The organism is Candidatus Poribacteria bacterium (genome assembly GCA_016866785.1).
Classification (GTDB): domain Bacteria; phylum Poribacteria; class WGA-4E.
In genome coordinates, this window is sequence record VGLH01000122.1 from 1 (window position 1) to 12,284 (window position 12,284).

At 64.3% G+C, this 12,284-nt stretch carries 13 protein-coding genes and 1 pseudogene; 6 read left to right on the forward strand and 8 right to left on the reverse strand.

What is annotated here, in order from left to right; translation table 11 throughout:
* Both FJZ36_15085 and FJZ36_15090 read left to right on the forward strand, forming a co-directional pair.
* A partial coding sequence (locus tag FJZ36_15085) for an STAS domain-containing protein (protein MBM3216226.1) occupies window positions 1-281 on the forward strand: 281 nt, incomplete at its 5' end.
* Complete coding sequence (locus FJZ36_15090; protein MBM3216227.1) at window positions 278-1,195, forward strand: tetratricopeptide repeat protein; 918 nt, start codon at window positions 278-280, stop codon at window positions 1,193-1,195. The genes FJZ36_15085 and FJZ36_15090, both read left to right, overlap by 4 nt.
* Before the next feature lie 25 nt (window positions 1,196-1,220).
* Here the strand turns inward: FJZ36_15090 and FJZ36_15095 are convergent, their stop codons facing one another.
* The 7 genes from FJZ36_15095 to FJZ36_15125 all read right to left on the reverse strand — a co-directional run bounded on the left by FJZ36_15095 (window position 1,221) and on the right by FJZ36_15125 (window position 8,068).
* On the reverse strand, window positions 1,221-1,763 hold the full coding sequence (locus FJZ36_15095; GenBank protein ID MBM3216228.1) for a hypothetical protein: 543 nt from the start codon (window positions 1,761-1,763) through the stop codon (window positions 1,221-1,223).
* Window positions 1,764-1,831: 68 nt separating this feature from the next.
* A complete protein-coding gene (locus FJZ36_15100) occupies window positions 1,832-2,314 on the reverse strand; it encodes a hypothetical protein (protein MBM3216229.1) in 483 nt (160 codons plus the stop codon).
* Window positions 2,315-2,732: 418 nt separating this feature from the next.
* Complete coding sequence (locus FJZ36_15105; GenBank protein ID MBM3216230.1) at window positions 2,733-4,025, reverse strand: hypothetical protein; 1,293 nt, start codon at window positions 4,023-4,025, stop codon at window positions 2,733-2,735.
* Complete coding sequence (locus tag FJZ36_15110; protein ID MBM3216231.1) at window positions 4,012-4,731, reverse strand: phytanoyl-CoA dioxygenase family protein; 720 nt, start codon at window positions 4,729-4,731, stop codon at window positions 4,012-4,014. The genes FJZ36_15105 and FJZ36_15110 overlap by 14 nt, the downstream gene beginning before the upstream one ends.
* 24 nt (window positions 4,732-4,755) lie before the next feature.
* The gene (locus FJZ36_15115; GenBank protein ID MBM3216232.1) at window positions 4,756-6,033 is read right to left on the reverse strand and encodes a DegT/DnrJ/EryC1/StrS family aminotransferase; all 1,278 of its coding nucleotides are present in this window, start codon (window positions 6,031-6,033) and stop codon (window positions 4,756-4,758) included.
* Between the two features lie 188 nt (window positions 6,034-6,221).
* Window positions 6,222-7,256, reverse strand: coding sequence for a zinc-binding dehydrogenase (locus tag FJZ36_15120; protein ID MBM3216233.1), 1,035 nt, complete (start codon window positions 7,254-7,256; stop codon window positions 6,222-6,224).
* A 62-nt stretch (window positions 7,257-7,318) separates the two neighbouring features.
* Window positions 7,319-8,068 carry a TIGR00266 family protein gene (locus tag FJZ36_15125; protein ID MBM3216234.1) on the reverse strand — a complete coding sequence of 250 codons (750 nt, stop codon included), beginning with the start codon at window positions 8,066-8,068 and terminating at the stop codon, window positions 7,319-7,321.
* A gap of 2 nt (window positions 8,069-8,070) precedes the next feature.
* Here FJZ36_15125 and FJZ36_15130 point away from each other — a divergent pair, with 2 nt between their 5' ends.
* Both FJZ36_15130 and FJZ36_15135 read left to right on the forward strand, forming a co-directional pair.
* Window positions 8,071-8,628, forward strand: coding sequence for a transposase (locus FJZ36_15130; protein MBM3216235.1), 558 nt, complete (start codon window positions 8,071-8,073; stop codon window positions 8,626-8,628).
* A 94-nt stretch (window positions 8,629-8,722) separates the two neighbouring features.
* Entirely contained in the window at window positions 8,723-9,529 is an 807-nt protein-coding gene (locus FJZ36_15135) for a hypothetical protein (GenBank protein MBM3216236.1), read from the forward strand.
* A gap of 310 nt (window positions 9,530-9,839) precedes the next feature.
* Here the strand turns inward: FJZ36_15135 and FJZ36_15140 are convergent.
* A pseudogene (locus tag FJZ36_15140) lies at window positions 9,840-10,851 on the reverse strand (transposase).
* A 127-nt stretch (window positions 10,852-10,978) separates the two neighbouring features.
* Between FJZ36_15140 and FJZ36_15145 the strand changes: the two are divergent.
* A complete protein-coding gene (locus FJZ36_15145) occupies window positions 10,979-11,386 on the forward strand; it encodes a hypothetical protein (protein MBM3216237.1) in 408 nt (135 codons plus the stop codon).
* 334 nt (window positions 11,387-11,720) lie between these two features.
* On the forward strand, window positions 11,721-11,963 hold the full coding sequence (locus FJZ36_15150; GenBank protein MBM3216238.1) for an AbrB/MazE/SpoVT family DNA-binding domain-containing protein: 243 nt from the start codon (window positions 11,721-11,723) through the stop codon (window positions 11,961-11,963).
* The last annotated feature ends 321 nt before the right edge of the window (window positions 11,964-12,284 follow it).

Here is a 12,284-nt window from a genome sequence, read left to right on the forward strand (position 1 = left end):
GCTCGGCGCTCGAGCACGCCATCGACAGCTCGGAGCGCGAGACCCCGTCCCTGATCGTCGTCATCGACGAAGTGCGACGTATGGATAGCTCGGCACTCGGAGCGCTCGTGTATGCACAGTCCCATGCCCGCACGCGAGGTGGACGCATGGCGGTCGTCGGTGGGACCAGCGACATCGCGAGGTTGTTGGAGCTCTCGCAGTTGACGGCGGTGCTCGAACGCTTCCCCGATCTCCAGTCCGCACTGGCGAGCCTTGAGCCCAGCAACCAAGGCAACTCATGAGGTTCCGCGACGCGCGACATCAGTTCGAGATGGCGCTCGCTGACATCGAGCGCGGAGATACCGAATCGGCGCGGCAGAAGCTCGACACCATCGTTGCCGCCGCTCCGGACTTCCCCGAGGCGCGGCTGGGGCTCGCGATCCTGCTGGGCTCCTCTGGCGAACGGGGCAACGCTCGACGCCATATCGTTCACGCGTTGGAGAGTCTGGACGGCGACACGCGTCTCGAAGCGGCTGGGCTGCGGGCGCAATCCCTCCTCAATCTCTGCTCTCTGGCGGTCGAAGACGGCGACTGGCAAGAGGCGCACGCCTGGGAAGCCATGTTCTCGTCAGCGAAAGAGGACCTGCGGCAGCACGGCATCCTTCAGCGGGCGTCTGCGGTCCTCTTCTCGGCGGCGAACCTCGCGGTTCGCGATGAGGAACACGAATCGGCGCAGGTTCTCTACGCGCGCGCGGTCGATCTCGACGCCACCTTCGCCGAGGGTTGGCACAATCTCGCCGTTCTCGCCCTGCAGCGCGGAGAGCCCGAAGAAGCGGAAGCGCTGGCGCGACGCGCCGTCGAGGCGGATCCCACCTTCGCCGACGCTCAGTTCCTTCTCGGCTCCATCGCGTTGTCGACCGACATCTCCGAGGCAGTGGAGCACATGGAGCGCGCCGTGAGGTCGACGCCAGACAATGCCGAGTGGCTCTCCGTCCTTGCCTCCGCGCACGTCCGCACGCGCAACTTCAGTCGCGCCCGCGAGCTCTACGCGAACGCGATCCTCATCGACGAGAACCGCGCCGACGCTCACTTGGGGTTCGCCATCGCATCGCGCGGGTTGGGCGATATCGAGAGCGCCCGTTTCGCTCTCCGCCGAGCTTTCGAGCTGAACCCGCAGCTCGCTGCCAGCATCGAGAACATGATGAGTGCCCAGTAACGATGCGCCTCGTTCCCACGTCCACCTAGCGACGGGAATACCCCATCAGCACGATGTAGTCGGGGAACGTCGCGTCGCCCCGACTCCGCGTATACGGGTCTGGGAACCGGTTCTGCCGAACGGCGATCGGCACGTTCAGCGTCCACGTGCCGCGCCCATCGGAGTAGGAGACACCCGGCTCGATGGAGATCTGCCGTCCGGGCCTGCGGAACCCGTTGCTCTCCCCGATCAGGTCGTACCGCTGCAGACCTTCGATCCGCAACGCGGCGGTGATGCCGACGTTCTCCCAAGCGCTGTATCCCACGCCAGCCCGTACGAGGTACTGGTCGGGGACGGAGTTCTGCATGCGCCGGTAGTTGGGCGTGTCGGATGCCGCGTAGGCGTTCTTCTTGAACTGCTCGGAGCTGACGATCTCCTCGTAGCTGAGGGGCTTCCCATCGGGTCCCTTGACGCCCGAACGGCCCAGCCCGACGATCAGCGATGGGGTTCCGTTGGTATCGCGTGGATTGGCGAGGTAGTTTCCGTCGGCGAACAAGGTCGTCTTGCCGAGGCTCTTGAACGCCCTCATCTCGGCGAGGATGCCTCAGCCACTATCGGCCGGCTGGACGGACTGGTCGATCGCCTTGACGCCCCAGTTCAGGCCGTCGATGTCCGGATAGATATCCTTGACGTGCGCGTCGCCCGTGGGGCTTTCACGCCCAGGCTGAGCGCGACGTTGCCGGTGGCGTGGTCAGCGGGCTTGAACAGCCACGCTTGGGCTTTGGCGCTCACGTCGCCGATGCCCCGCCCGACCTGGTTGTTCCGAGGTCCGTCGGTGAGCGTGCTGGGCTTTCCGGGCTCGATCTTCAGGTTCGGGGTGCCCCACGACGCCTGGACGACCGGCACACCGAGTCCGACGCTGACTCGCTTTGACACCGCGTAGGTCGCGCTGACGTCTGCCATCCTCTGCTGATTGACGACGTACGTACCGAAGTCCTCACGCTCGAACTGCTCGAAGCTCCCTCGGAAGCGGCGGCTCGAATCGAGCGTGCGGTATGCAAGGGACCATTCCCAACTGCCGGGATCGAGATACGCGGACGCGGACAAGCCAAACACGGGCCCGTTTTGGCGGATGAGCACTCAGCCCTGTCCCCAAGCGTGCCCTTCCGAGAGATAGAGCATGGCAAGCGCCATGCCCGCGAGCACGGCACAGCGGGAGACTCGACGCACGAACACACCCAACCCCCAGTCCATCGGGTCTGCTCCTTCGAGAGATATTCAGCGTCAAGGACTGTTTGCACCCCACCGACAGGCGAAGACCTCGCCTGACTGAGACACGAGGATAGTGGAAGTCAGCCGGACCTGCAGGTCAAGCGGCTACAACGCAAGGATCGGGAAACCCGAACGGCGGGGTCAAACAAGGCTGGCTAGCGTACAAAACAGGCAAACTAGCCAGCCCAACAGGAATCATCGCGTGTGGTTACGCAAGGCAAAACGGGCGTGCGGAATACGAGGTTTCATGGGATGCCCTCCGCCAGCCGTCGAGCCGCATGGACACTCAATCCACGGCGTCCAGTAGATTCCGCATGCAGAAGGCGCTGCTGCCTCGGAGCTCAAGGCGACGACGAAGATAGCACATCCAGGCGAGAAAGCCGTTCGTCGGCTCGAACAGAAGCCAGTTGAGCGCCCGGGCGCTCTTCGACCCGCGTCTGCCGCCGAGGGCGTCTGACGGAAGCTGAAAGAGCGTGTGCATCTGGAAGCTCTCAGCGCCGGCAAGGGCGTACTCGACAGCGGTTCTTCCAGTCAGGATGTTGCCCGTCGCGCTGATCGGCGGGAGGTCCGGGAACTCTCCGCGTCGGATCGCCGCGCGGACGGCGGACAACACGCGCAGGTTCCGAGCGCTCAGGTCGGGTCCTCCGTAGGCGACGCCCACCTTGCCGTCGAACGCGCGGATCGGATCGAACAGACGGTTCGCATAGACGATCCAATCGGCGACCTCGGCGGCGGCGCGGAGCATCTCCAACTGGAATTCGTCGTCGAACATCGCGTTCATCAGCTTCAAGCCGACCTGGACACGCGGCGAGCCGTCGGCTGAGACGCCGACCGCCTCCCGAATGAACGCCGGGACCGACCGCACCCAGTCGAGGATGCGCGCCTTGTCACCGGAGCGGTCGTCGCCAGCGAGCGTCGGGCTGAAGTCCTTCTCGATCGGCATGGGCGTCGAGCCCATCTCCGCCTGCCAGACTTCGAGCAGTCGGACGGTCGTGTAGGCGTACTCCTCGGTTCGCCAGCGTTCGTCGGAGCGTTCCGGCAGGTGGTACTTGCACGATGGGACGACGAGCATGCCGGCTTCGGCGCCGATCCGCAGCGCGTCGCGGAACAGCGCGAGGTACTCGTCAAACGTCCCCGACCAGCCTCTTCCCTTCCAGGTGATCGTCCAGCCCTGCGTGCCGTCCTGTCCGACGATCCGCTCGGGGACCATGCGCGTCTCGTGGATCGCCCACGCGCTCATCGACTGGGAGCCCGATGCGTCCTGCGCGATGACCGTCTTGAGCACGACGAACCCCAAGCCCGCGTCAGCATCGGCGCGCACCTGCGACGCCTGCAGCGAGAGTTGCCCCGACGCTTTGCCGAAGGGGTTCTTGATCGGATAGGGCCCGTACCGCGAGTCGAGCGCGATCCCGTAGCAGTTCAGGACGTACTCGGTCAGGTTTGCAGGCAAGGCAGAGCGGCGGAACCGCGCGTAATCCTCGGCGAGCCGGGAGCGTTCGGCGGCGTCGAGGTCCGGCGCGTCGGGAAGGCTCCGCCCCATTCCGACGGAGCCTGCCCCTGCGCGGTCATCCTTTGACATGCGATACGTGGGTTCCCGACGCGGCGTCGAACCGCTGCGAGTGCTCGCCAATGTAGTGGCAGATGAAGCTGCGCCGCCAGCGGTCCTTCGTCGTGTTCGCGTAGGAGCCGTGGATGGTTCTGCCGTGGAACAGCAGCGCGTCTCCCGGGTCCATATCGACGCCAACGACTTGCGAACCAGCGGGCAGGCTCGTCTGCGCTCCGACGAACGAGACGGACGTGTCCGCCGCTTCGACGGGATACAGCCCCGACCGATGCGAGCCGGGCACGACGACCATCTGACCCACGTCGCGGTCCGACCGGTCGAGCGCGACCCACACCCCGATCAGCGGATCGATCGTGATGTACTGCTCGTCCTGGTGGAGCCCCTGCCCTCTGCCTCCCGGCGGCTTGAAGTAGAGCATCGTCTGGATGAGCTTGGGCGTGTCATCGAGCAGCGCCGAGACCGCCTCCCACAGCGGCGGACAGGTCGCCCATTCGCCCGAAGCCGCGTCCCAGTTGTGCATCTGGATCATGCGCGGGTACTGGTGCGTCGGGTCGTCCGGCTGGTCCGACGTTCCGCCGAAGTCTCCCGGCTTGGGACCTTCGGCGCGCATCGCCATGTAGTGGTCGATCATCTGCGCCGCCGTCGCGGGGTAGAACATCTCCCGCACGACGACAAACCCGCGTTCCCGGTATTCCTTGACGACCTCACCGGTGATCGCCATACGGTCCTCCTCGTGTCGGTCGCGTCAGCGGCTTCGTTCGTAGTCGCGGAGCGCCGCCAGGTTCTCCTCGACCTTGATGAACGCGTCGGCGAGTTGCCTCATTCCGTCCGCATTCGGCGTCGTGTAGTTCCAACCCATTTCGAGCGAACGGGCGACCTTGCGCTCGCAATTGGGCAGGTGGCAGTCAGCGTAGCGCCGTCCGCTGGCTCGGATCGTCTCCTGCCACATGCTTCGCGGCATGAGCGCGTCCGGGTCGAGCCGCTTCCACGTCGATATGGGGGACGGGACGTAGGAGAAGATGCCGACGCCCTCCGCGCGGATCGCCTCGGCGTAGGTCGCGCGGCTGACGCCTGCGTGCTCCGGCACGAAGTTGCCCGTCAGCATGTGGTAGACGGGCTGATCGCCCGGCCCGTAGTCGGGCAGGCGATAGCTCTCGACGCCCTGAACCGCTGCCCGGAAGATGCCCGCGTTGTCGTTCCTGCCCTTGTTCTCGGCGTCGAGCTTGCGGAGCTGCTCCGTCAGCAGGACGGCGTTGATCGGCGACAGCCGGTACGTGTAAACGAGCGAGTCGACGTAAGGGCGGAGCTCGGCGGGGAAGCCCTCCTCGCCCCATCGACCCATGTGCTGGCAGCCCATCGACGCCTTCCAGTAGACGTTCGCGTGGGGCGTCACCATGTAGCCCGCCTCGGACGACGCGAGCAGCTTCCCGCCCATGCACGAAAACCCCGCTGCATCTCCGAATTGCCCGACGCGCCTGCCCTGATGAACCGACCCGTGCGCTTGGCTCCCGTCCTCGATGACGACCAGACCGTGACGGTCGGTGACTTGACGAATCGCCGTCATGTTCGCCGGCTGGCCGTAGATGTGAACGGCGAGGATGGCGCGTGTCTTGTCCGTGATGGCGGGTTCGATGGCGGCGGGATCGAGCAAGCCGGTCTCCGGTTCCACATCGACGAAGACGGGAACCGCGCCGTTGTGCAGGATGCAGGACGTCGACGCGCCCCAGGTGTAGGGCGTCGTGATGACCTCGTCGCCGCCGGTCACTTCGAGCCCCATCAGAGCCGCGTGCAGCGCCCCATGCCCCGATGACGTGCCGAGGCAGTACGGGACTCCCTGCCATTCCGCGATGGACTGCTCCGCCTCGCGGATCTCGGGATGTCCTTTGCTCAGACCGACCGTCGAGCCCGTCTCCAAGAGACGCCGGACGCGATCCATCGCCTGTTCCGAGAACTTCGGATGCGGCTGCTGCGACGGGGCGCCAACCGGCGTTCCACCCAACAGCGCGAGTTTGCGTGCGCTCACGGCGTATCCTCCGACTGGTCAGTCACAGTGGTCATGCGGGTAACCGTAAGTAGCTCAAGCGTCTAGTCTGCGTCGTCATTCCCGCGCAAGCGGGAATCCAGCGTCTCTAGGCTCCCGCCTGCGCGGGAGCGACGTACGCTGATGGTCAGTGTTCGGCGCATCCATTAGCACCAGTCATCACAGGCACATCACGATGCGAACTTCACGCCCAGCTTGATGCTCCGCTCCGGGTGTTGATCCACCAGATCGCGGAACGCGTCCGCCGACTCCTCGAACGGGACGATGGGGTACACGATGCCATCCGTGTCGAACGCGCCATCGAGCAGCATCCGCCAGGCGGTCTCCTCGAGCCGCCGCCAGCTCCATCGCGGATGGTCGCGGTTCGGATCGCTGCAGCCGCGCGCGAAGATGAGGTTGGGAATGTTAAAGTGCGCCTCGCGCCCGAAGTTCAGTCCGCCCCGGCACTCGCCGGGATACGCTACGGCGACGACGTTCCCGCCGAACGCCACGCCCCGGATCGCGTGCTGCATCGCCGTGTAGTTCCCGCTCACCTCGAAGCACACGTCTGCGCCGCGTTTGCCGACGTGCTTGCGGATTTCGGCTCCTGCGTCCGATGTCGTCGGATCGATCGCCGCCCCCGCCCCCTGACGGATCGCCAGGTCGCGTCGCAGCTCGATGGGATCGACGACAACGACCGATGCCGCGCCCTGGAGCCGCGCGCATTGGGCGATGAGGAGCCCAATCGCGCCGAGTCCGAACACCGCGACGTGGTCGCCCAGCCGCACATGCCCGTCGCGCAGCGCGGCGATGGCGAACGAGAGGGGGTCATGGCATGTCGCCGCCTGCCACGACATCCCATCCGGCAGCTTGGGAACCGTCTCCGCCCAGACGTGCGTTTCGCGCATGCCGCAGTGGCGATAGACGCGGTCGCCCGGCTTGAGGAGCGTCACATCCCGCCCCACCTCCGTGACGACGCCGATGGTCATGTTGCCCAGCGACATCGGGAAGCGCGTCGTCTTCTCGGTCGGGACGAAAATCTGCCATTCACTGTCGTAGCGGGAGTCGGCGAATGGGCTCTCGCCTCGGTACTCGATGAGCTCGGTTCCGTGCTTGAACGCTCCGTGCTCGGACTGGACGCGCACTTCCCGCGCTCCGAGCTCACCTTCAGGATACTCGCGCAGGATAGGGGTTCTGGGCGCTGTGGCGACCAGTTCGAGGGGCATGGGTTCCTCCCAGAAGATGATGGATTGTCCGATCGGCTCATCCAGGCGCGCGATCGTGCCGGTCAGCGGTCGCCGGTGATGAAGCTGCCGAGGAGCCCGCCCCTCCGCTCCTCTTGGTTGCCGAAGTTCGCCGCCGAGACGACCCGGTCGGCGAGCCGCGAGAAGGGCAGGCTCTGGAGAAGCACCTTGCCGGGACCTGTCAGCTTCGCCAGGAAGAGTCCTTCGCCTCCGAACAGCGCGTTCTTGATGCCGCCCGTCGTTTCGATATCGTAGTCCACGGTCGGGGCGAGTCCGACGATGCAGCCCGTGTCGACCCGCAGCACCTCGTTGGCGTAGAGCTCTCGCTCGACGACGGTTCCGCCGGCGTGGATGAACGCGAGGCCGCGACCCGTCAGCCGCTGCAGGATGAAACCCTCGCCTCCGAAGATGCCCGCGCCGAACCGACGCGTGAACGCGACCTCGACCTCGATGCCTCTCGCGGCGCACAGGAACGAGTCCTTTTGGCACAGGAACTCGCCGCCGAGCCCGTGCAGGTCGAGCGGGATGATCTTCCCCGGATACGGAGCCGCGAATGCGATGGACGCCTTGCTCCTGCCCTCGTTGACGAACTCGGCGATGAAGAAGCTCTCCCCGGACACCATCCGCTGGAGACCCCGCATGATGCCCCCGCCGCTGGACGTGGACATCCGAATCGCCTCGCCCATGTAGAGCATCGTCCCCGTCTCGGCTCGGACGCCCTCCCCCGGGTCGAGCTCGACCTCGACCAACTGCATGTCGTCGCCGAAGATGCGGTAGTCTATGACATCTGCCATCGATGACTCCTTCCGAGTCGCTGAGCATCAGGGATACCGCCCGCCGCGAGCGGTGTCAAGAGCGCCCAGATCACGCCCAGACCATCGAGCGGAACCGAGGACGTTGGGAGAGGCGTCGGTTCACGGTCAATCCGGAGATCGGCGACTACATCGCCCCCGTCCACGACTGGCACAATGCCACGCAAGCCTACTACCTCCAGCGGGAAACCACGCGCCATGGTCAGACGCGTCGGCAGGTAGAGGTAGGTCTGACGAGCCTGGATGCGACGACCGGTTCTCCCGAAGCGCTGCTTCGCCTCCGCCGACAGCACTGGCATATCGAGAACCGCAACCATCGAGTCCGAGACGTCACCTATGACGAGGATCGATCCCACGTGCGTAGCGGCGGGATGCCACACGCGACGACGCAAGTGATGGCGGCGGCAAGGAATCCCGCGATCTGCCTTCTGCGATCCATCGGCGAGACGAACATCGCTGTCGCAACGCGAAGACTAGCTGCCCAATCTGGAGCAACCATGCGGTTAGTCGGCGCTCAACCATGGGAATGGAACAGCCGTTGACAATGTCGGTTCACCGTGGTACTGTGCGCGTCGCTGGCGATGTCTCGATGGCAGAGCCAGCGGAACAACGCCAGATATGGATGAGGAGGCAAGCATGGCGCGTCGCACCATGGTGGTGGCGGCTCTGTCGGTCGCCTGTCTGCTGTCGGTTCCCGCCTGGTCTCAGGTGATCTTCCGCGCGGACTTCGAGGACGGGGGCAAGAACGCCGTTCCCAACGCCGCCGTCAACGAGGTCAAAGGCTGGGTTGCCGACAACAAAGGGCAGGTGTGGGCTGTCGAGAACCATCCCGGCAACAAGACCAAAGCCCTGAAACAGCTCGCCGAGGGATGCGACAAGTCGGGCAATACGCCACTGCCCGGCGGACTCACGCTGTCAGACGGCATCATCCAGTTGGAGATGAGCGCGGGCGACGACGATAGCTGGGGCATCGTGTTCCGGCAGACCGCCGCGAACAAAGGCTATCTCGTGACGTTCGGGTTCAACGAGACGCCGGCGGTCATCGTCGCGCTGCTGGACAAGGGCTGCGGGGCGACCGGTCAATGCAACGACCAGGCCGCGTGCGAAAATAACCCGGGCAACACCCTGAACCAGACGCCGCACGGCTTGGGCGCGATCGCGCAGGACAACACGCAGGTCCTGCTGGGTAGGATCGAAGCCGTCGGCGACCACATCCGCATCTGGTATGTGGATCGCAAGAACGTGAAGGACCCGCTCGGCGACCTCGGCAAGCCTCTCGTGGACATCCACGACAAGACACACGTGACCGGGAAGATCGGCATCTGGCACGAGAGCATGGCGAACGGGTTCATCGACAACGTCGTCGTCACGGGTTCCAGCGGGCTCGCCGTGAGCCCAAAGGGCAAGGTGGCGGCTGTGTGGGCGGACCTCAAAGGGGAGTAGTCCTGCTTCCCCCTACCGGGTCATGTTGAGCGAAGCGAAACATCCCTTCGGGCACCGAGATTCTTCGCTTCGCTCAGAATGACATGGGCCCTGAAGGATCGATGTCAGAACAGGAACCGGTACATCGGTCGTTTCAAGACGATTCCGACGCAACAAGAAGGATCTCCATACGTGCGGTTGGCGGTTGCCGACGCGCAGGGCTTCGTTCCAGCGCAGACAGGAAACTCCTCCGACTCGCCGATGTCACTGCTCTGAGGGGAGCACGCTGTCGAGCGACACGTACGAGAAGAACGTCTGAAAAGATTAAGAGTTACGCAGTTGAGAGGAGGTATCGCGGATGAGCCAAGTATTCCCGGATGGCTTCACGGATGATGGCTGTCTTGGTTTCATACCAGCTGATACCCGTCTCCAGACGATGCGCCTGCAAACGCAAGAAAGCACGCAGGGCGCAGAGAAGATGATTCCTCTGCCCGTTGGCGCGGCGCACCTGAGCCCGCTCCATTCCGCAGAACTGCTTGATGCCTCGATAATAGGTCTCGATCCCCTAAGCCTGTCGTGCCAGTTCCTTCCGGACTTCCTCGGTCATCTCCAAGGCGCTGGTCGCCCAGTATTCCACGTCGCCGTCTGTGACGACGATTCGGAATACCCGCACCAAGCCGTACTCTATCAGATGCACGATCCGACCTTCAGGGGGGGATCTCCACTGCCTCCACCGGAACATCCCCGGTTCTGTCCGGGTTGACCAGGCGGTTGTGCTTGAGGCGTGTCAGCCAGCGCCAGCCATAGGAGCGAAGATGTTTCAAGTTCGCCACGCTGGCATATCAACTGTCACACACCACATACTCAGGAGAGAATCCCCGCTCGTAAGCCGTCGCCAGCATCCTCAGGAAGTGGTCGTTTCTGGTTGGGTCGTCTTGGGGTCTGTCGTAGAGCCGAAAGTCCGTCGGAGTCAGGGCGTTTCCGTCCGTCCAGAGCAACGTGACCAGGTTGATGCCCTGGACAACGCGGCGATGCTTGCCGCTCCAGTGGCGCGTGACGAGGTCCATCTTTCGCGCGTAGGGCTTATCCAGCGTGGTATCGTCTATCACCAGAAGCCCTTTCTTCTTCTCGACCAGGGTCGTTGCTTCCTGCCAGAGGGCCGCCGTGTCGGGTGGCTCTTTGGTGAGAAAACGGGTAAAGGCGTCGTGAGCGGGAGATGCAGCTTCATCCGGCTGGCAGCGAGCCGCCTCCGTGCAGGTAAAGACCTCCTGGGCGGCGATGAGGAAGTGAATATAGTCCAGTTCATCGCATTTGGGTGGGTTCGTGAGGCTTCTCCTGCGGATTTCTCTTGACGCTGCGGGGGGGGCGCTATAATGAACCCCGATCGAGGTTCTGGTCAACTGCGTAAGTCCTAAAGATACAATGGGACCATATGCGCGCGGTGCTTCGGCTAGGTGAAGGAGACGGGCGATGCGATTCGGGCAGAAACTCGCTTACATGGCGCTGGGCGGGATGCTGGTTCTGGCAGGATACGCATTGTCAGGACTCGTGGTCCAGAAGGCAGCGGCACAAGGAGAGGGAAAGTCGTCGGCGGAGTTCGACACCGTGACGGTAAGGAATCTGGACGTCGTGGACAGAGAGAGGAAGGTTCGCGTGCGGCTAAGGGTCACACCGACCGGGACGCTGGCGTGGCCGGTGGATAACGTGCTGCAGGTGTTCAATGGCGCAGGCGTCTCCGTCTACGATGTGGGCGCGTCGCCCTACGGCGGCGGAATCGTGCGCTTGAGGGGCAACGACGGGGAGCCTCGCGTCGTGATACGCGTGGCGCCAGAAGGCGGCGTCGTGGAGACTCTCGCGAAGCCCCGCGACGAATGGTAGAGGTTTGCTCAACGATTCCCGTTGAACTGGAGGAAAGGAGTGATCTTTCCTGAGGAGCGTCGGGGGCAGTTGCGCGAAGGCGAACGACGAGAAGGAGCGCGCCGAGATGGGCGTGGTGGTCGTGGGCGGCTTCGCGACCGGCGTGTCGCGTGAGGGTTGCGGCGTTAGCGTGGCGGGCATCGACAGGAGACGCAGCGCATCCGCGTCAGAACAGGAACTATGCATCGGCCGCCAAGCCACCAATACCAACACGTCGCGTCGCGCGGAGACGACTTGGAATCCTGCCCCGGATTCCTACACAATGACAGATGTAATACTCGGAAGGGGCTGACCCATGGAAACCATCGGGCACAAGCTGACTGCCAAGGGACAGGTGACCATCCCCAAGGAGATCCGCGACCTGCTGGAGCTGGGGACGGGAGATCGCGTGCCTTTCGTCCAGCGCGGGAACGTCGTCGTCGTGGTCCCCCTCAAGCAGACACTGACGGATCTTCGAGGGAGCGTCACGCCGCGCAACCAGCCCGAGGACTTCGACGAGGTGCGCCGACAGACGCGAGATCGGCGCTCCTTTCCCTAGCCTCCTTCCGCCGCACGTCCAGCGTCAGAACAGGAACCGGTACATCGGGCGCTTCAGGACGATCCCGACGAAGCTCCATCCCGTCCCGACGACGAACTCCCCGAAGATGAGCCCCAGGAAGAACGGGCTCGCCTGATGCAGTCGCCGAATCCCCCCGAACCGCAGCACGAGTGCCTTCAGCAGCCATCCGACGAAGATGGAGCCAATCATCGGGTTGATCGCCCAACTTCCTGAAATCGCGTAGCCGACCGGATGCAGGTTCCACCAAAGATACCGCATCCGCATCGCCGCCAAGACGAGCGTGATCGCCAGCCCCGCTCC